General features: G+C 68.2%; 17 protein-coding genes. All 17 read left to right on the top strand.

From position 1 onward, the window contains the following. Window positions 1-44: 44 nt before the first annotated feature. The 17 genes from U4012_RS24335 to U4012_RS24255 all read left to right on the top strand — a co-directional run bounded on the left by U4012_RS24335 (window position 45) and on the right by U4012_RS24255 (window position 17,926). Window positions 45-521, top strand: coding sequence for a CidA/LrgA family protein (locus U4012_RS24335; RefSeq protein WP_321802016.1), 477 nt, complete (start codon window positions 45-47; stop codon window positions 519-521). A 13-nt stretch (window positions 522-534) separates the two neighbouring features. Continuing rightward, window positions 535-1,257: an LrgB family protein gene (locus tag U4012_RS24330; RefSeq protein ID WP_044845194.1), complete on the top strand. Its 723-nt coding sequence runs from the start codon at window positions 535-537 to the stop codon at window positions 1,255-1,257. A gap of 200 nt (window positions 1,258-1,457) precedes the next feature. Beyond that, window positions 1,458-1,994: a flagellar basal body-associated protein FliL gene (gene fliL / locus U4012_RS24325; protein WP_124486793.1), complete on the top strand. Its 537-nt coding sequence runs from the start codon at window positions 1,458-1,460 to the stop codon at window positions 1,992-1,994. A gap of 22 nt (window positions 1,995-2,016) precedes the next feature. Continuing rightward, window positions 2,017-3,015: a flagellar motor switch protein FliM gene (fliM, locus tag U4012_RS24320; protein WP_124486792.1), complete on the top strand. Its 999-nt coding sequence runs from the start codon at window positions 2,017-2,019 to the stop codon at window positions 3,013-3,015. After that, window positions 3,008-3,499, top strand: a complete 492-nt coding sequence (fliN, locus tag U4012_RS24315; protein WP_124486791.1) for a flagellar motor switch protein FliN — start codon at window positions 3,008-3,010, stop codon at window positions 3,497-3,499. The genes fliM and fliN overlap by 8 nt, the downstream gene beginning before the upstream one ends. Next, the gene (gene fliO, locus U4012_RS24310) at window positions 3,496-4,056 is read left to right on the top strand and encodes a flagellar biosynthetic protein FliO (protein WP_321802015.1); all 561 of its coding nucleotides are present in this window, start codon (window positions 3,496-3,498) and stop codon (window positions 4,054-4,056) included. Before fliN ends, fliO begins: the two co-directional genes overlap by 4 nt. Window positions 4,057-4,092: 36 nt before the next feature. Continuing rightward, a complete protein-coding gene (fliP, locus tag U4012_RS24305; protein ID WP_321802014.1) occupies window positions 4,093-4,854 on the top strand; it encodes a flagellar type III secretion system pore protein FliP in 762 nt (253 codons plus the stop codon). Window positions 4,855-4,870: 16 nt separating this feature from the next. Beyond that, on the top strand, window positions 4,871-5,143 hold the full coding sequence (fliQ, locus tag U4012_RS24300; protein ID WP_006750427.1) for a flagellar biosynthesis protein FliQ: 273 nt from the start codon (window positions 4,871-4,873) through the stop codon (window positions 5,141-5,143). Between the two features lie 29 nt (window positions 5,144-5,172). Further along, a complete protein-coding gene (fliR, locus tag U4012_RS24295; RefSeq protein WP_321802013.1) occupies window positions 5,173-5,964 on the top strand; it encodes a flagellar biosynthetic protein FliR in 792 nt (263 codons plus the stop codon). A gap of 134 nt (window positions 5,965-6,098) precedes the next feature. Further along, window positions 6,099-7,103 carry an ABC transporter substrate-binding protein gene (locus tag U4012_RS24290; protein ID WP_044845245.1) on the top strand — a complete coding sequence of 335 codons (1,005 nt, stop codon included), beginning with the start codon at window positions 6,099-6,101 and terminating at the stop codon, window positions 7,101-7,103. Between the two features lie 115 nt (window positions 7,104-7,218). Continuing rightward, complete coding sequence (locus U4012_RS24285) at window positions 7,219-8,016, top strand: ABC transporter ATP-binding protein (RefSeq protein ID WP_321802012.1); 798 nt, start codon at window positions 7,219-7,221, stop codon at window positions 8,014-8,016. Window positions 8,017-8,040: 24 nt separating this feature from the next. Next, window positions 8,041-8,898, top strand: coding sequence for an ABC transporter permease (locus U4012_RS24280; RefSeq protein ID WP_124520428.1), 858 nt, complete (start codon window positions 8,041-8,043; stop codon window positions 8,896-8,898). A 76-nt stretch (window positions 8,899-8,974) separates the two neighbouring features. Beyond that, window positions 8,975-10,342 carry a sensor histidine kinase gene (locus tag U4012_RS24275; RefSeq protein WP_044845186.1) on the top strand — a complete coding sequence of 456 codons (1,368 nt, stop codon included), beginning with the start codon at window positions 8,975-8,977 and terminating at the stop codon, window positions 10,340-10,342. Between the two features lie 106 nt (window positions 10,343-10,448). Further along, window positions 10,449-11,126: a response regulator gene (locus U4012_RS24270; RefSeq protein WP_321802011.1), complete on the top strand. Its 678-nt coding sequence runs from the start codon at window positions 10,449-10,451 to the stop codon at window positions 11,124-11,126. A 256-nt stretch (window positions 11,127-11,382) separates the two neighbouring features. Beyond that, window positions 11,383-12,513, top strand: a complete 1,131-nt coding sequence (locus U4012_RS24265; protein WP_321802010.1) for a porin — start codon at window positions 11,383-11,385, stop codon at window positions 12,511-12,513. A 359-nt stretch (window positions 12,514-12,872) separates the two neighbouring features. Continuing rightward, window positions 12,873-14,891 carry a site-specific DNA-methyltransferase gene (locus tag U4012_RS24260; protein ID WP_124667512.1) on the top strand — a complete coding sequence of 673 codons (2,019 nt, stop codon included), beginning with the start codon at window positions 12,873-12,875 and terminating at the stop codon, window positions 14,889-14,891. After that, a complete protein-coding gene (locus tag U4012_RS24255; protein ID WP_321802009.1) occupies window positions 14,891-17,926 on the top strand; it encodes a type III restriction-modification system endonuclease in 3,036 nt (1,011 codons plus the stop codon). Before U4012_RS24260 ends, U4012_RS24255 begins: the two co-directional genes overlap by 1 nt. The last annotated feature ends 68 nt before the right edge of the window (window positions 17,927-17,994 follow it).

Below are 17,994 nucleotides of genomic sequence, written 5' to 3'. Positions count from 1 at the left end.
CCCTATACTCACACCATCAACGCAATATCTGTAGGGAGCCCGCCATGACCAAGCCGACCGCCACTGCCGCCGCCCGCCCCGCCGCCGCGGGCAACGTTGCGCGTACGGGCCGGATCGTGCTGCAGGCCGCCGCGCTCGGCGTGCTGTGGATGGCGGTCGACTGGGCCGTGCGCGCGGTCGGGCTGCCGGTGCCGTCCGGCGTGGTCGGCCTCGCGGTGCTGCTCGCGCTGCTGTTCTCGGGCCGCGTCGCGCCCGCGTGGGTGAAGGACGGCGCGAACTGGCTCCTGTCCGACATGCTGCTGTTCTTCGTGCCGGCCGCTGTCGCGGCCGTCCAGTATGGCGGGCTGTTCCGCGAGGACGGCTGGCGCATCGCGCTGGTCATGCTCGCCGGCACCGCGTTCGTGATGGTCGCGGTGGCGGTGGCGGTCGACCTCGCCGCGAAGCTCGAGCGCCGGCTCGCCGCGCAGCGCGTGTTCGCCGAGCGCCGCCGTGCGCGCCTCGCGACCGCGTCGGCCCACTGAGCCGGAGCCTGCGATGCTTGCGCTGCTGTCGAACCTGTCCGCCGACCGCGTGAATACCGCGATCTCCGTCGGCTGCTTCGTGCTGACGGTCGTCCTGTATTTCGTGTCGAAGCGGCTCTACGCATACAGGAAGACGCTGCTGTTCTCGCCGCTCGTGTTCGTGCCGGGCGTGCTGGCGCTGCTCGTCGTGCTGACCGGCATCCCGTATTCGGTCTACTTCCGCGACACGCGCTGGCTGATGTGGCTGCTCGGCCCGGCGACGATCGCGTTCGCGGTGCCGATCTACGAGTATCGCGACCTGATCCGCCGCCACTGGCTGTCGCTGTCGGTCGGCGTCGCGGTCGGGATCGGTGCCGGCGTGTGCGGATCGCTGCTGCTCGCGAAGCTGCTGCACCTGTCGCCCGAGCTGCAGCGCTCGCTGATGACACGCTCGGTGTCGACCCCGTTCGCGCTCGCCGTGTCCGACAAGATCCACGCGCCGAAGGATCTCACCGCGCTGTTCGTGATCGCGACCGGCATCTGCGGGATGCTGCTCGGCGAGATCGTGCTCGCGCTGGTGCCGATGCGCACGCGGCTCGCGCGCGGCGCGCTGTTCGGCGCGGCCGCCCACGGCGTGGGCACGGCGAAGGCGCGCGAGATCGGCAGCGAGGAAGGCGTCGTGTCGAGCCTCACGATGATGATCGCGGGCGTGGCGATGGTGCTGATCGCGCCGCTGCTGTCGCTGCTGCCGATCTGACGATGCGCGGGCGGGTGCCGCCGCCCGCCCTTCCCGCCCGAAGGCCCGGATGCCCGCCGGTCGCCTGCCTCACCGCTCGCAGACGCCGTTTTCCCGCCGCTCGTACCCTGCATCGAGCCGACACGCGGCCGACAATCGGCTGAGATAGCCGCAATTCCCCCCTCTTTTCCGCCCATCGGGCTCGGCCCGGATGCCGAACAATGCATGCTACGAGACATCACGCACGCATTCACATGGCCTCCACGACCGCAAACCCGACTGCCGACAAGCCGGCCTCGTCCGGCAAGTTCAAGCGCATCGCGCTCATCGCCGTCATCGCGCTGGGCGCAGCGGCCGCCGCCGCGGGCGGCATGTACGTGTTCCTGAGCAAGACCGGGGTCGGCCATGCGAGCGCGCCCGCCGAACCGGCGCCGCTGGCCGCTCCGGTGTTCTTCCCGCTCGACCCGCTGACCGTCAACCTGCAGTCGGACGACGGCGTGCAGCACTACCTGCGCGTCGGCCTGTCGCTGAAGCTCACCGACCCGAAGGCGCAGGAGCAGCTGACCGCGCGCATGCCGGAGACCCGCAGCCGGATCCTGCTCGCGCTGTCGAACAAGCATCCCGAGGATCTCGCGACGCCGGACGGCAAGCGTTCGCTCGCGAAGGAGCTGCGCGAGCTGATCGAACAGCCGACGCAGCCGGGCAACCAGCGCGCGAAGGTCGACGACGTGCTGTTCACCGAATTCGTCGTCCAGTAACGCGGCCGGAAAAGGAGCGCGCATGGGCCACCAGGAGTTCATGTCCCAGGAGGAGGTCGATGCCCTCCTCAAGGGCGTCACGGGCGAAACCGACGCAATCGACGAGCAGCGCGATACGTCGGGCGTCCGCCCCTACAACATCGCGACGCAGGAGCGGATCGTCCGCGGCCGGATGCCCGGCCTCGAGATCATCAACGACCGCTTCGCGCGCCTCTTGCGGATCGGCATCTTCAACTTCATGCGGCGCACGGCGGAAATCTCCGTGAGCCAGGTGAAGGTACAGAAGTACAGCGAGTTCACCCGCAACCTGCCGATCCCGACGAACCTGAACCTGGTGCACGTGAAGCCGCTGCGCGGCACGTCGCTGTTCGTGTTCGACCCGAACCTCGTGTTCTTCGTCGTCGACAACCTGTTCGGCGGCGACGGGCGTTTCCACACGCGCGTCGAGGGCCGCGACTTCACGGCCACCGAGCAGCGGATCATCGGCAAGCTGCTGAACCTCGTGTTCGAGCACTACACGACCGCGTGGAAGAGCGTGCGGCCGCTGCAGTTCGAATTCGTGCGCTCGGAGATGCACACGCAGTTCGCGAACGTCGCGACGCCGAACGAGATCGTGATCGTCACGCAGTTCTCGATCGAGTTCGGGCCGACCGGCGGCACGCTGCACATCTGCATGCCGTATTCGATGGTCGAACCGATCCGCGACGTGCTCGCGTCGCCGATCCAGGGCGAGGCGCTCGAAGTCGACCGCCGCTGGGTGCGCGTGCTGTCGCAGCAGGTGCAGTCGGCCGAGGTCGAGCTGAGCGCGGATCTCGCCGAGATCCCGTCGACGTTCGAGAAGATCCTGAACCTGCGCGCGGGCGACGTGCTGCCGCTGGAGATCGCGGACACGATCACCGCGAAGGTCGACGGCGTGCCGGTGATGGAGTGCGGCTACGGCATTTTCAATGGTCAATATGCGTTGCGCGTACAGAAGATGATCAGCGCGGGCGACACGATGAAGGAAGGTGGATATGAGTGAGCTGAACCCGACGACCGAACTCGACCCGCAGGCACTCGCCGACGCGGCCCTCGCGGAATCGGCCGCGGCCGTGCAGGCAGCGCCCGCCGCCGCGGAAGAGGATTCGGGCATTGACGACTGGGCTGCCGCGCTCGCCGAGCAGAACCAGCAGCCGGTGCAGGCGGGCGCGACCGGCGCCGGCGTGTTCCAGCCGCTGTCGAAGGCCGCGGCCAGCTCGACGCACAACGACATCGAGATGATTCTCGACATCCCGGTCAAGATGACCGTGGAGCTCGGCCGCACCAAGATCGCGATCCGCAACCTGCTGCAGCTCGCGCAGGGGTCGGTCGTCGAGCTCGACGGCCTCGCCGGCGAGCCGATGGACGTGCTCGTGAACGGCTGCCTGATCGCGCAGGGCGAGGTCGTGGTGGTCAACGACAAGTTTGGCATCCGGCTGACCGACATCATCACGCCGGCCGAACGGATCCGGAAGCTGAATCGATGAAAGTCGTGACGTCCGGCCGCCGCGCGCGCCTGTTCGCGATCGCGGCGGCGGCTGCCGTTGCCGCGTCGCTTGCGTGCGCGCCGGCCGGCGCCGCCGACATGAACGCGGTGAACAACGCCGGCGCCATCGCATCGAGCGTGACGGTCGGCTCGGCCGTGCCGTCGCTCGGCGTCGGCGCGGTGCTGCAGACGCTCGTCGGGCTCGCGGTCGTGATCGGCCTCGTATTCGGCTGCGCGTGGCTCGCGCGCCGCTTCGGGTTCCAGCCCGCGCGGCGCGGCGGCCCGCTGAAGGTCGTGTCGAGCGTCGGGCTCGGCGCGAAGGAAAGCGCGACGATCGTCGAGATCGGCGACACCTGGCTCGTGCTCGGCGTCGCGCCGGGCAACGTGCGGCTGCTGCATACGCTGCCGGCCGGCTCGGCGGCGGCCACCGCGACGGTCGAGGCTCCTGCCGGCGGCCCCGCAACCGGCGGCGGCCAGCCAGGCACGTTCGGCGCGCGGTTTCGCGACGCGCTCGCGGGCGAAGCCGCGAAGCGCTTCGGACGCGGCAAGGACCGCTGACATGGCGTCGCGCCCTCTTTCCGTACTCGCATTCCGATGAAACACGAATTCCTGCGTCGCGCGGCGCGCGTCGCGCCCGTGCTAATCCTCTGCGTCGCCCCGGCGCTCGCGTGCGCGCAGGCGGCCGGCCTGCCCGCGTTCAACACGAGCCCGGGCCCGAACGGCGGCACCACCTATTCGCTGAGCGTGCAGACGATGCTGCTGCTCACGATGCTGTCGTTCCTGCCGGCGATGCTGCTGATGATGACGAGCTTCACGCGCATCATCATCGTGCTGTCGCTGCTGCGCCAGGCGCTCGGCACCGCGACGACGCCGCCGAACCAGGTGCTGGTCGGCCTCGCGATGTTCCTCACCTTCTTCGTGATGTCGCCGGTGCTCGACCGCGCGTACGCCGACGGCTACAAGCCGTTTTCCGACGGCTCGATGCCGATGGAGCAGGCCGTGCAGCGCGGCGTCGCGCCGTTCAAGACCTTCATGCTGAAGCAGACCCGCGAGACCGATCTCGCGCTGTTCGCGAAGATCTCGAAGGCCGCGCCGATGCAGGGCCCGGAAGACGTGCCGCTGTCGCTGCTGGTGCCCGCGTTCGTCACGAGCGAGCTGAAGACCGGCTTCCAGATCGGCTTCACGATCTTCATCCCGTTCCTGATCATCGACATGGTCGTCGCGAGCGTGCTGATGTCGATGGGGATGATGATGGTGTCGCCGTCCACCGTGTCGCTGCCGTTCAAGCTGATGCTGTTCGTGCTGGTCGACGGCTGGCAGCTGCTGATCGGCTCGCTCGCGCAGAGCTTCACGTAAGCGGAGGACGCGCACGATGACACCCGAACAGGTGATGACGCTGGCGCACCAGGCGATGATGGTCGGCCTGCTGCTGGCCGCCCCGCTGCTGCTGGTCGCGCTCGCGGTCGGCCTCGTCGTGAGCCTGTTCCAGGCCGCGACGCAGATCAACGAATCGACGCTGTCGTTCATCCCGAAGCTGCTCGCGGTGGCCGCGACGCTCGTGATCGCCGGCCCGTGGATGCTGACGACGATGCTCGACTACCTGCGGCAGACGCTGCTGCACGTCGCGACGCTCGGCGCCGGCTGAGCGGCGCGTCCGGCTTTCGTTCCCCGCCGATGTTCTCGGTTACCTACGCGCAGCTCAACGGCTGGCTGACGGCCTTCCTGTGGCCGTTCGTGCGGATGCTCGCGCTCGTCGCGACGGCACCCGTGGTCGGCCATGCGGCCGTGCCGGTGCGCGTGAAGATCGGCATCGCCGCGTTCCTGGCGCTGGTCGTCGCGCCGACGCTCGGCGCGATGCCGGGCGTCACGGTGTTCTCCGCGCAGGGCATCTGGATCGTCGTCACGCAGTTCCTGATCGGCGTCGCGATGGGCTTCACGATGCAGATCGTGTTCGCGGCCGTCGAGGCGGCCGGCGACTTCATCGGCCTGTCGATGGGGCTCGGCTTCGCGACCTTCTTCGACCCGCATTCGAACGGCGCGACGCCGGCGATGGGCCGCTTCCTGAACGCGATCGCGATGCTCGCGTTTCTCGCGGTGGACGGCCACCTGCAGGTGTTCGCGGCGCTGGCCGCGTCGTTCCAGACGCTGCCGGTGTCGGCCGACCTGCTGCACGCGCCGGGCTGGCGCACGCTCGCCGCGTTCGGCGCGACCGTGTTCGAGATGGGGCTGCTGCTCGCGCTGCCGGTCGTCGCGGCGCTGCTGATCGCGAACCTCGCGCTCGGGATCCTGAACCGCGCGGCGCCGCAGATCGGCATCTTCCAGATCGGCTTTCCGGTCACGATGCTGGTCGGGCTGTTGCTCGTGCAACTGATGATCCCGAACCTCGTGCCGTTCGTGTCGCATCTGTTCGACATGGGGCTGGATGCGATGGGGCGGGTGTTGATCGGGTGGCGCCAGGTCGCTTGAGCCGCCGATTGCTGGAAAACCCCTAAAGGAATCGCCCGCCCGCGAAAGGTACCGGAAGGTTTCGCCTCCCTATACTCGTCAGGACGATGCAGCAAGCATCGCGCCATACGAATACAACGAAGGAGACGACCCCGATGCGACCCATCCTGCGCACCCTCGCCGTGGCAGCCAGCCTGAGCTGCGCGCTCGCCGCTCACCCCGCTTTCGCCGACGACGGCGGCAAGATCACGATCATGGTCGGCGGGATCGCGAAGCTGATCTACCTGCCCGCGCGGCTCACGCAGGAGCTCGGCAACTTCAAGGCCGAAGGGCTCGACGTCGAGCTGCTGTCGCAGCCGGCCGGCGTCGACGCCGAGAACGAGCTGCTGGCGGGCGCCGTGCAGGGCGTCGTCGGCTTCTACGACCACACGATCGACCTGCAGAGCAAGGGCAAGGACGTAAAGGCAATCGCCGTGTTCGGCCAGGTGCCGGGCGAGGTCGAGATGGTGTCGACCAAGGCGGCACCCACCTTCAAGTCGATGGCCGACGCGAAGGGCAAGACGCTCGGCGTGACCGGCCTCGGCTCGTCGACGAGCTTCCTCACGCAATATCTCGCGCTGCAGCACGGCGTGCCGTCGACGCAGTACACGATGCTGCCGGTCGGCGCGGACGCGAGCTTCATCGCCGCGATCAAGCAGGGCCGCATCGACGCCGGGATGACGACCGAGCCGACGGTGTCCGCGCTCGAGAAGATGGGCGACGCGAAGGTCCTGGTCGACCTGCGCACGCTGGAAGGCACGCGCGCCGCGCTCGGCGGCACCTATCCGGCGGCGAGCCTGTACGTGCAGTCGGCGTGGGCCGATTCGCACAAGGCCGAAGCCACCAAGCTCGCGCACGCGTTCGCGAAGACGATGCAGTTCATCCACACGCACAGCGCCGAGGAGATCGCCGCGAAGATGCCGGCCGACTACCAGAAGGACAAGGCGCTGTACGTGTCCGCGCTGAAGGCATCGCTGCCGATGTACACCGCCGACGCGAAGATGCCGGCCGACGGCCCGGCGACCGTGCTGAAGGTGCTGTCGGCGTTCAACCCGTCGGTGAAGGGCAAGCACATCGACCTGGCGCGCACCTACACCAACGATTTCGTGAACGCGAAGTAATCGATCTCGGCGCCGGCGGCGGCGATCCCGCCGCCGCGCGTTCCCCGTTCCGGCCCGGCTGACCGGCCCGGCGCCGCCACGATGCGGCGCCCTCATCACCCGCAGGACGAATGCGATGACCCAGGCAGTTTCTCCGAGCACACCGGCGATCGAGTTTCGCAATGTGTCGTGCCGCTTCATTTCGCCGGAAGGCAAGGCCACCGTCGCGCTGCGCGACTTCAGCATGAGCGTCGCGCGCGGCGAGTTCATCGCGATCGTCGGGCCGACCGGCTGCGGCAAGTCGACCACGCTGAACCTGATCACCGGGCTGTTGAAGCCGGCTTCCGGCGAGGTGCGCGTGATGGGCCGCCCGGTCGACGGGATCGATCCGCGCATCGGCTTCGTGTTCCAGGCCGACGCGGTGTTCCCGTGGCGCAACGTGATCGACAACGTCGCGGCAGGCCCGCTGTTTCGCGGCCGCTCGAAGGACGTCGTCTACGCGCAGGCCGAGGAATGGATCCGCAAGGTCGGCCTCGACAAGTTCACGAAACACTACCCGCACCAGCTCTCCGGCGGGATGCGGAAGCGCGTCGCGCTCGCGCAGACCTTCATCAACCAGCCGGAAATCCTGCTGATGGACGAGCCGTTCTCCGCGCTCGACATGCAGACGCGCACGCTGATGCAGGACGAGCTGCTGCAGCTGTGGTCCGCGAACAAGGGCTCGGTCGTGTTCGTCACGCACGATCTCGAGGAGGCGATCGCGCTCGCCGACCGCGTGTTCGTGCTGACCGCGCGCCCCGCGACGCTCAAGCGCGTGTACGAGATCGACCTGCCGCGCCCGCGCGTCACGTCGGAGATTCGCTACGACACGCGCTTCATCGAAATTTCCAAGGACATCTGGCACGACCTGCGCGAAGAAGTGCAGATCGGCTGACAGCAGCAAGGACAGGACAGGAGCATGACCGACATGACGCTTCCCCCCACCGCCATTCCGGCAACGTCGCTCGAGGACGAGTCGCGTGCCGCTCAAACCCGGCTGCGCCGCCGCCGGCAACTGATCATCGGCCTGCGGATCGCCGTGCTCGTCGTCGTGCTGGGCGGCTGGGAACTCGCCGCACGCCTGAAGTGGATCGATCCGTTCTTCTTCTCGCAGCCGACGCTGATCTTCGCGCAGCTCCAGGACTGGTTCGCGAACGGCACGTCGCAAGGGCCGCTGCTTACGCAGGTCTGGGTGACGCTCGAGGAAACCACGATCGGCTTCCTGATCGGCTCGGTCGCCGGCGTGCTCTGCGGGATCGTGCTCGGCCGCAACAAGCTGATGTCCGACGTGTTCGGCCTCTATATCCAGATCGCGAACTCGATCCCGCGCGTCGTGCTCGGCTCGATTTTCGTGATCGCGCTCGGCCTCGGCATGGCGTCGAAGATCGCGCTGGCCGTCGTGATGGTGTTCTTCGTCGTGTTCGGCAATGCGTTCCAGGGCGTGCGCGAAGCGGACCGCTACCTCATCGCGAACGCGCAGATCCTCGGCGCGTCGCGCCGGCAGATCACCACGTCGGTCGTGATTCCGTCCGCGCTGTCGTGGATTCTCGCGAGCCTGCACGTGAGCTTCGGCTTCGCGCTGGTCGGTGCGGTCGTCGGCGAATTCCTGGGTTCCAAGCAGGGCATCGGCCTGCTAATCTCCACCGCCCAGGGCGCGTTCAACGCGAGCGGCGTGTTCGCGGCGATGATCGTGCTGGCCGTGGTCGCGCTGGCCGCCGACTACCTGCTGACCTGGCTCGAGAAGCGCTTGCTCAAGTGGCGCCCCGCCGCGTTCTGAGCAACGCACGCATCATCGAATGACACGCCCGAACCGCGCCGGTTGCCCCGGCGCGGTTCGGCATTGAGGAGACGGAATGGCGCACAGCCTGCGCGGGCGGCTCTTGTGGTGGCTGCTGCTGCCGCTCGCGGCTTTCGTGCTGATCGCGGGCGCGATGTCGTACGACACCGCGCGGCGCACGGCCGGGCTCGTGCAGGACAGCGCGCTCGTCGCGTCCGCGCGCACGATCGGCGAGGACGTCGAATGGCGCAACGGGCGGCCGGCGGCCGACGTGCCGCCGGCCGCGCTGGAGATCTTCGAATCGCCGTCGGGCGATTCGGTGTTCTACAAGGTGATCGACGGCCACGACCGGCTGCTCGCAGGCAACCCGGCGCTCGCGGTGCCCGGGCGGCACGGGGTCGAGCCGACGCTGTACGACACGTCGCTCGACGGCGTGCGGCTGCGCGCGGCCGCCTACGACCGCCAGCTGTACGACGAGGGGCAGATCGAGACGGTCACGGTGATCGTCGCGAAGACGACGCGCTCGTACGACGCGATGGTCGCGACGATCTGGCGGCCGCAGCTCGTGCGCCTGTCGCTGATGCTGGTGCTCGCGATCGTGCTCGTCTATCTCGGCCTCACACTCGAGCTGCGCCCGCTGATGAAGCTGAAGGACGACGTCGCCGACCGCGGGCCGATGGAACTGGAGCCGATCCGCCCGGAGCGGCTGCAGCACGAGCTGCGGCCGATCGTCGACGCGATCAACCAGTGCATCGCGCGGCTCAATACGCACACGGCCACGCAGCGTCGCTTCATCGCCGACGCCGCGCACCAGCTGCGCACGCCGATCGCGGTGCTCGACACGCAGATCCAGTACGCGCAGCAGCGCGACCATGACGATCGCGAGCTGGCGTCGGTGCTCGACAGCATGCAGCGCAGCAGCCGCAAGATGGCCGACGTGACCGACAAGCTGCTGCTGCTCGCGCACGCGGAAGCGACGCCGTCGACGCTGCTCACGCATCGCGTTGATCTCGCGGCCGTCGTGTCGAGCGTGCTCGAGGAAACGATCGTGCTCGCGCAGCAGCGCGACATCGACCTCGGCGCCGATCTCGGGGAACGGCTCGACGTCGCGGGCAGCGACAGCCTGCTGACCGCGCTGGTGATGAACCTCGTCGACAACGCGGTGCGCTATACGCAGCCGGGCGGCTGCGTGACGGTCGCGGCACGGCGCGACGGCGCCGCGGTCGTGCTGGAGGTGGTCGACAACGGCCCCGGCATTCCGGCCGAAGCGCGGCCGCACGTGTTCAAGCGGTTCTACCGCGTGTCGGCCGACACCGAAGGCTCGGGCCTGGGCCTCGCGATCGTCCGCGAGATCGCGCAGGCGCACGGCGGCAGCGCGTCGCTCGCGCCGGGCCCCGGCAATCGCGGTATCGTCGTTACCGTGCGGCTGCCCGCGTACGATTGAAGAGCGCGCCCAAACCTGTCGCTGCGCGCCAGGCCCCCCAAGGGGACTTCCTGCCGGGCGGGAAACTTGGGGCGGCCCGACGTTTCCTTGAAGAGATGAAGTCGCCATGAAACTCCTGCTGGTCGAAGACAACGCCGAACTCGCGCACTGGATCGTGAACCTGCTGCGCGGCGAGGATTTCGCGGTCGACTGCGTCGGTGACGGCGAGCGCGCGGATACGGTGCTGAAAACGGAGCGGTACGACGCGGTGCTGCTCGACATGCGGCTGCCTGGCATCAGCGGCAAGGAGGTGCTCGCGCGATTGCGGCGCCGCAACGACAACGTGCCGGTGCTGATGCTGACCGCGCACGGCTCGGTCGACGACAAGGTCGACTGCTTCGGCGCGGGCGCCGACGACTACGTGGTCAAGCCGTTCGAATCGCGCGAGCTGGTCGCGCGGATCCGCGCGCTGATCCGCCGGCAGGCCGGCGTGGGCACGACGCAGCTCGTGTGCGGCGATCTCGTCTATGCGTTCGGCACGCGTGAATTCCGCTGCGGCGACACGGTGCTCGCGCTGCGCCGCCGCGAGCATGCGATTCTCGAAACGCTGATGCTGCAACAGAACAAGACGGTATCGAAAGCGCGGCTGATGGACAGCGTGTTCGCGCTCGACGACGAGCCGAGCGCGGATGCGATCGACATCTACATCCACCGGCTGCGCAAGCAGCTCGCGCTCAGCACGGCCGAGATCATCACGCTGCGCGGGCTCGGCTATATCCTGCGCGCGAAGACCGCGCAGGACTGACGGCGCGGCCCGCGGCATCGATTCGCAGCACGTAATGTTGTTTTGGCAGCCCGTGGGCTGCCGGCTTGCCCGATTCCCGATTATTGCGATTTCGGTGTTTTCACCGATCCGATTCTTTCCTCCGGGAAAGCGGCGTGAAGGATTGCCCCCTCTACGATGCTATGCGTCGGCCCTCTCGCTGTGGTCGGCAACAATCGGCATACATTACGTACTGCCAACAAACAGATTTCAATGCGGCAGCTCGGAGGAGACGATCTTGAAACGAAAAACCCTTGCCCTTTCCATCGCGGCGGCAGGCCTGTGCGCCGGCACCCAGGCGCAGGCGCAGTCGAGCGTGCAGCTTTACGGCCTGATGGACCTGAGCTTTCCGACCTACCGGACCCACGCCGACGCCAACGGCAACCATGTGATCGGCATGGGCAACGAAGGCGAGCCGTGGTTCAGCGGCAGCCGCTGGGGCCTGAAAGGCGCCGAGGACATCGGTGGCGGCACGAAGATCATCTTCCGCCTCGAAAGCGAATTCGTGGTCGCGAACGGCCAGATGGAAGACGAGGGCCAGATCTTCGACCGTGACGCCTGGGTCGGCGTCGAGGACGGGCGCTTCGGCAAGCTGACGGCCGGCTTCCAGAACACGATCGCGCGCGACGCGTCGGCGATCTACGGCGACGCGTACGGCTCCGCGAAGCTGACGACCGAGGAAGGCGGCTGGACCAACTCGAACAACTTCAAGCAGATGATCTTCTACGCGGCCGGCCCGACCGGCACGCGCTACAACAACGGCGTCGCGTGGAAGAAGCTGTTCAGCAACGGCATCTTCGCGAGCGCCGGCTACCAGTTCAGCAACTCGACCTCGTTCGCGACCGGCTCCGCATACCAGGTCGCGCTCGGCTACAACGGCGGGCCGTTCGCCGTGTCGGGCTTCTACAACCACGTGAACCACAACGGCTTCAGGAACCAGACGTTCTCGGTCGGCGGCGACTACTCGTTCAGCATCGTGCGCCTGAACGCCGGCTACTTCCGCTACAACGGCGACCAGGGCGCGCTCGGCCAGCGCCACGACGATTCGTGGACCGTGTCGATGAAGATCGCGCCGAAGGGCGCGCTCGACTACGAGCTCGGTTATCAGCAGATGCGCATCAAGAACGCCGCGTACAACGCCGACGGCTTCACGCCGAACGCGAACCTCGGCGCGTTCAGCCTGACCAACGGCGTCGGCAACGGCTTCAAGGAGACGATCTACGGGTCGGTGTTCTACCACCTGAGCAAGCGCACCGAGGTGTATCTGGCCGGCGACTACATGAAGCTGCATGGCGGCTACAAGGTGTCGTCGACGTTCGGCGCGAAGAACCAGCTCGAACTGACGTCGGGCATCCGCACGCGCTTCTGACCCGAGGGCCGGTCATCCGGGCGGGGCCCGCCGGGCTCCGCCACACCCTCCATCCGGGATTCTCCATGCTGGCACGGCGGCGCATCGCGCTGACCGTGCCCTTTTTTTCGCCGTTTTTTCGTCGTTTTCGGCTTGCGCAGAGCCCTCGGGGAGCGCCCGTCGACCGCCGCCGCGAGCACCGGCCCGAAGCCGCTTGCGGCCCGTCCGGCGGGCGATCGCGGCCGATGCGCGCACGATCGCCCCACATCGGTGCTTGACCTGCGCCGACCGACTCGCTAGCGTTTCGGGTTTGCCCGGGTGGCCATTGCCGCCGGAGCCGTGAGTGCGCCCGACGTCCTGGCGCACGCGGCCGGGCTCCGATGGAAAAAACGATGCAGAAACTCGATGCGGCGAGCCCGCAGGCGATGTCGACGGATTTCACCGCCGACAACGTCGCGCGCCTGAAGGCGCTGTTCCCCGAACTCGTGACCGAAGGCCCGGACGGCGCGTCGGTCGACGTCGACGTGCTCAAGGCGCTGGTCGGCGAGCGTACCGTCGGCGACGCCGACGAGCGCTACGGCTTCCACTGGCACGGCAAGCGCAGCGCGCGCCAGGCCGCGCTCACGCCGTCGACGGGCACGCTGCGTCCGTGCCCTGCCGACAGCGTCGCATGGGACGACACGCGCCACCTCGTGATCGAGGGCGACAACCTCGACGTGATGAAGCTGCTGCACAAGAGCTACGCGGGCAAGGTGAAGCTCGTCTACATCGACCCGCCGTACAACACCGGCAGCGATTTCGTCTATCCGGACGACTTCAGCGACAGCATCCGCCACTACCTGGCGATGACGGGTCAGACCGAAGGCGGCGTGAAGCGCAGCACCAACACCGAGGCGAACGGCCGGTTCCACACCGACTGGCTGAACATGATGTATCCGCGCCTGAAGCTCGCGCACGCGCTGCTGTCCGACGAAGGGCTGATCGCCGTGCACATCGACGAGCACGAGGTGCATGCGCTCGTGCTGATGCTGCGCGAGATCTTCGGCGAGGAGAACGAGCTCGGCGTGGCCGTGTGGGACAAGCGCAATCCGAAGGGCGACGCGCGCGGCGTCGCGTACCAGCACGAATCGCTGGTGCTGTTCGCGCGCAACGCCGAGACGCTGCTCGAGCAGGCGCCGCTGAAGCGCCCGAAGCGCAACGCGCAGCGCATGCTGGATGCCGCGCACGACGCGGTGTACCGCAGCGGCAACGCGAAGGACGCGCAGAAGGCCTACCGCGCGTGGATGAAGGCGCAGACCAACCTGTCCGGCGGCGAGGTGATGTACGACCGGCTGTCGGCCGACGGGCGCGTGTACCGCCTCGTGTCGATGGCGTGGCCGAACAAGAAGAAGGCGCCGGACGAGTATTTCACGCCGCTGATCCACCCGGTCACCGGCAAGCCGTGCGCGATGCCGGCGCGCGGCTGGCGCAACCCGCCCGCGACGATGCAGGCTCTGATCGAGCGCGGCCAGATCGAATTCGGTCCGGATGAAACCACGCAGCCGCAGCGGATCTACTACCTCGACGAGAACATGTACGAGAACGTGCCGTCGGTGCTGCCGTTCGCCGGCTCCGACGACGCGCTGCTGAAGACGCTCGGCATCCCGTTCGACCAGCCGAAGCCGGTCGACTTCGCGGCAGCCGTGATCGGCTGGTGCACGCGCGGCGACGACATCGTGCTCGACTGCTTCGCCGGCTCCGGCTCGACCGGCCACGCGGTGATGCAGGTGAACGCGACCGACGGCGGCGCGCGCCGCTACATCCTCGTGCAGTTGCCCGAGGCGCTCGACCGCCGCGACAAGACGCAGCTCGCAGCCGCCGATTTCTGCGCGAAGCTGAAGAAGCCGCTGACGCTCGCGGAAATCACGAAGGAACGCCTGCGCCGCGCCGCGCAGCAGGTCGCGCGCGACTACCCGGAAAGCTATGGCGACCTCGGTTTCCGCGTGTACCGGCTCGACACGACCAACGTGATCGAATGGGATCCGCGCCGCGACGACTTCGACCACGCGCTGTTCGCCTCCGTCGAGCACGTGAAGACCGGCCGCAGCGAGGACGACCTGCTCGCCGAACTCACGTTGAAGCTCGGCCTCGATCTGTGCACGCCGGTCGAGCATCACCCGGTCGCGGGCAAGACGGTGCACCTGATCGGCCGCTCGATCGTCGCGTGCTTCGACGCGCGCATCGCACGCGACGACGCGGGCCCGCTCGCCGACGGCATCGTCGAGCTGCTCGACGCGACGGGTGCCACGCGCGACGTCACGTGCCTGTTCCGCGACAGCGGCTTCGTCGACGACGTCGCGAAGCTCAATCTCGCCGCGCTGCTCGAGCAGCACGGCGTGAAGCGCGTGCGGAGCCTGTGATGCGGCTGCATTTCGAAGCGGATCTCGACTACCAGCGCGAGGCGATCGACGCCGTCTGCGACCTGTTTCGCGGCCAGGAATCGTATCGCGGCGACTTCAGCGTGCTCGCGAACGCCGCGCCCGGCACGACGGCCGCGGCGCAAGGCTCGCTCGGCTTCGCGGTGTCGGAGCAAGGCGTCGGCAACCGGCTGTCGCTGACCGACGACGCGCTCGCGCGCAACCTCGCCGACGTGCAGCTGCGCGGCGGGCTGCCGCCGTCCGGCCAGCCCGGCTCGCGCGACTTCACCGTCGAGATGGAGACCGGCACCGGCAAGACCTACGTGTACCTGCGCACGATCTTCGAGCTGAACCGCCGCTACGGCTTCACGAAGTTCGTGATCGTCGTGCCGTCGATCGCGATCAAGGAAGGCGTGCACAAGACGCTCTCGATCACCGAGGATCATTTCCGCGCGCTGTACGCGGGCGTGCCGTACGACTACTTCCTGTACGACTCCGCGAAGCTCGGCCAGGTGCGCCACTTCGCGGCGAGCGCGGCGATCCAGATCATGGTGATGACGGTCGCCGCGATCAACAAGAAAGAGATCAACAACCTTTACAAGGACAGCGAGAAGACCGGCGGCGAGAAGCCGATCGACCTGATCCGCGCGACGCGGCCGATCGTGATCGTCGACGAGCCGCAGAGCGTCGACGGCGGGCTCGAAGGGCGCGGCCGCGAAGCGCTCGCCGCGATGGCGCCGCTCTGCACGCTGCGCTATTCGGCCACGCACGTCGACCGTCACCACATGGTGTACCGGCTCGACGCGGTCGACGCGTACGAACGCAAGCTCGTCAAGCAGATCGAGATCGCGTCGGCGATCGTCGAGGATGCGCACAACAAGCCTTACGTGCGGCTCGTCGGCGTGTCGAACCGGCGCGGTGCGATCAGCGCACGCATCGAGCTCGACGTCGCGACCGCGGCCGGCGTGAAGCGCCAGATCGTGACGGCGACCGACGGCGACGACCTCGAACGCCTGACCAAGCGCGCGCTGTATTCAGGGCTGCGGGTCGGCGAAGTGCATGCGGTGAAGGGCGCCGAGTACGTCGAGCTGCGCCATCCGGAAGGCGAGGCATTCCTGTCGCTCGGCGAGGCGTTCGGCGACATCGACACGCTCGCCGTGCAGCGCGAGATGATCCGCCGCACGATCCGCGAGCATCTCGACAAGGAATTGCGCCTCGCCGAGCGCGGCGTGAAGGTACTGTCGCTGTTCTTCGTCGATTCGGTCGAACGCTATCGCCGCTACGACGAGCACGGGATGCCGGTGAAGGGCGACTACGCGCTGATCTTCGAAGAAGAATATGCGCGCGCGGCGCGTGTGCCGGCCTACCGTGCGCTGTTCGACGGCGTCGACGTCGCGCTCGAAGTCGAGCGCGCGCACAACGGTTACTTCTCGATCGACCGCAAGGGCGGCTGGACCGACACGAGCGAAAGCAGCGCCGCGGCCCGCGAGAACGCGGAGCGCGCGTACGGCCTCATCATGCGCGAGAAGGAAGCGCTGCTGTCGTTCGACACGCCGCTGAAGTTCATCTTCTCGCACTCGGCGCTGAAGGAAGGCTGGGACAACCCGAACGTGTTTCAGATCTGCACGCTGCGCGACATCCAGACCGAACGCGAGCGCCGCCAGACGCTCGGCCGCGGGCTGCGCCTCGCGGTCGACCAGGACGGCGAACGCGTGCGCGATCCGGGCGTAAACACGCTCACCGTGATCGCGACCGAGCGCTACGAGTCGTTCGCCGAGAACCTGCAGAAGGAAATCGAGGCCGACACGGGCATCCGTTTCGGGATCGTCGAGGAACACCAGTTCGCGGCGCTGCCGGTGCAGGAAGGCGACGGGCCCGCGCACGCGCTCGGCATCGAGCTGTCGCGCGTGCTGTGGACGCACCTGCACGAGCAGGGCTACGTCGACGCGCAAGGCAAGGTGCTCGACCGGCTGAAGGACGCGCTGCGCCAGAGCGCGCTCGTGCTGCCCGCGGCGTTCGAGACGCTGCGCGCGCCGATCGTCGCGACGCTGCGCAAGCTGTCGGGCCGCTTCGCGGTGCGCAATGCGGACGAGCGGCGCGCGATCGCGTTGCGGCGCGACGCGTCGGGCAAGGCCGTCGTGTTCGGCGACGACTTCCGCGCGTTGTGGGACCGCATCCGCCATCGCACCGTGTACAGCGTCGAGTTCGACAACGCGAAGCTCGTGCGCGACTGCACGGCCGCGCTGCGCGACGCGCCGGACATCGCGCGCGCGCGGCTGCAGTGGCGCAAGGCCGAGATCGACATCGGCAAGGCCGGCATCGAGGCGATCGAGGTGGCCGGCGCCGGCACGGTGCTGATCGACGAAGGCGAGCTGCCGCTGCCCGACCTGCTCACCGAACTGCAGGACCGCACGCAGCTCACGCGCCGCTCGCTCGCGACGATCCTGGCCGACAGCGGCCGGCTCGACGATTTCCGCGTGAATCCGCAGCAGTTCATCGCGCTGGCCGCCGATGCGATCAACCGCTGCAAGCGGCTCGCGCTGGTTGCCGGCATCGCGTACCGGAAGCTCGGCGAGCGCCACGTGCATGCGCTCGAGTCGTTCGAAAGCGAGGCGCTGACCGGTTATCTGCGCAACCTGCGGCCGGATGCGCGGAAGTCGATCCACGAGGCCGTCGTGTGCGAGACCGACGCCGAGCGCGCGTTCGCCGATGCGCTGGAAGCGCACGACGGCGTGAAGCTGTACGCGAAGCTGCCCGCATGGTTCCGCGTGCCGACGCCGCTCGGCAGCTATCACCCCGACTGGGCGGTGCTCGCGGAGCAGGATGGCGGCGAGCGGCTGTACTTCGTCGTCGATACGCCGAATGCCGACGGCGACGTGACGAGCGAGCACGATCGCGCGAAGCTCGCGTGCGGCGAAGCGCATTTCCGGGCGCTGGTGGACGGCGGAGCGGCCGCGCGGTTCGTGCGCGTCAGGCAGGCCGACGCGTTGTTCGAGCCTGTTGCAGCCGTCGCGCCGCTGGCGGGCGCGGGACGCTGAAACGAAGGGCGGCGACGAGCCGCCCTTTTTTCATGGCGCGGGCCGCGATGCTGCTGCGATGCCCGCGT

This window comes from Burkholderia sp. BCC1988 (assembly GCF_905339895.1).
Classification (GTDB): domain Bacteria; phylum Pseudomonadota; class Gammaproteobacteria; order Burkholderiales; family Burkholderiaceae; genus Burkholderia.
The sequence above is the reverse complement of the archived record's forward strand: the minus strand, read 5'-3'. Positions and strand labels throughout refer to the sequence as shown.

What these genes read in the sequence shown, in the direction of transcription:
- U4012_RS24285 (WP_321802012.1), top strand. Translation starts at nt 7,219, where the DNA reads ATGACCCAGGCAGTTTCTCCGAGCACACCGGCGATCGAGTTTCGCAAT.
- U4012_RS24290 (WP_044845245.1), top strand. Translation starts at nt 6,099, where the DNA reads ATGCGACCCATCCTGCGCACCCTCGCCGTGGCAGCCAGCCTGAGCTGC.
- U4012_RS24275 (WP_044845186.1), top strand. Translation starts at nt 8,975, where the DNA reads ATGGCGCACAGCCTGCGCGGGCGGCTCTTGTGGTGGCTGCTGCTGCCG.
- fliQ (WP_006750427.1), top strand. Translation starts at nt 4,871, where the DNA reads ATGACACCCGAACAGGTGATGACGCTGGCGCACCAGGCGATGATGGTC.
- fliO (WP_321802015.1), top strand. Translation starts at nt 3,496, where the DNA reads ATGAAAGTCGTGACGTCCGGCCGCCGCGCGCGCCTGTTCGCGATCGCG.
- fliM (WP_124486792.1), top strand. Translation starts at nt 2,017, where the DNA reads ATGGGCCACCAGGAGTTCATGTCCCAGGAGGAGGTCGATGCCCTCCTC.
- U4012_RS24280 (WP_124520428.1), top strand. Translation starts at nt 8,041, where the DNA reads ATGACCGACATGACGCTTCCCCCCACCGCCATTCCGGCAACGTCGCTC.
- fliN (WP_124486791.1), top strand. Translation starts at nt 3,008, where the DNA reads ATGAGTGAGCTGAACCCGACGACCGAACTCGACCCGCAGGCACTCGCC.
- U4012_RS24335 (WP_321802016.1), top strand. Translation starts at nt 45, where the DNA reads ATGACCAAGCCGACCGCCACTGCCGCCGCCCGCCCCGCCGCCGCGGGC.
- U4012_RS24255 (WP_321802009.1), top strand. Translation starts at nt 14,891, where the DNA reads ATGCGGCTGCATTTCGAAGCGGATCTCGACTACCAGCGCGAGGCGATC.
- fliR (WP_321802013.1), top strand. Translation starts at nt 5,173, where the DNA reads ATGTTCTCGGTTACCTACGCGCAGCTCAACGGCTGGCTGACGGCCTTC.
- fliP (WP_321802014.1), top strand. Translation starts at nt 4,093, where the DNA reads ATGAAACACGAATTCCTGCGTCGCGCGGCGCGCGTCGCGCCCGTGCTA.
- U4012_RS24330 (WP_044845194.1), top strand. Translation starts at nt 535, where the DNA reads ATGCTTGCGCTGCTGTCGAACCTGTCCGCCGACCGCGTGAATACCGCG.
- U4012_RS24260 (WP_124667512.1), top strand. Translation starts at nt 12,873, where the DNA reads ATGGAAAAAACGATGCAGAAACTCGATGCGGCGAGCCCGCAGGCGATG.
- U4012_RS24270 (WP_321802011.1), top strand. Translation starts at nt 10,449, where the DNA reads ATGAAACTCCTGCTGGTCGAAGACAACGCCGAACTCGCGCACTGGATC.
- fliL (WP_124486793.1), top strand. Translation starts at nt 1,458, where the DNA reads ATGCATGCTACGAGACATCACGCACGCATTCACATGGCCTCCACGACC.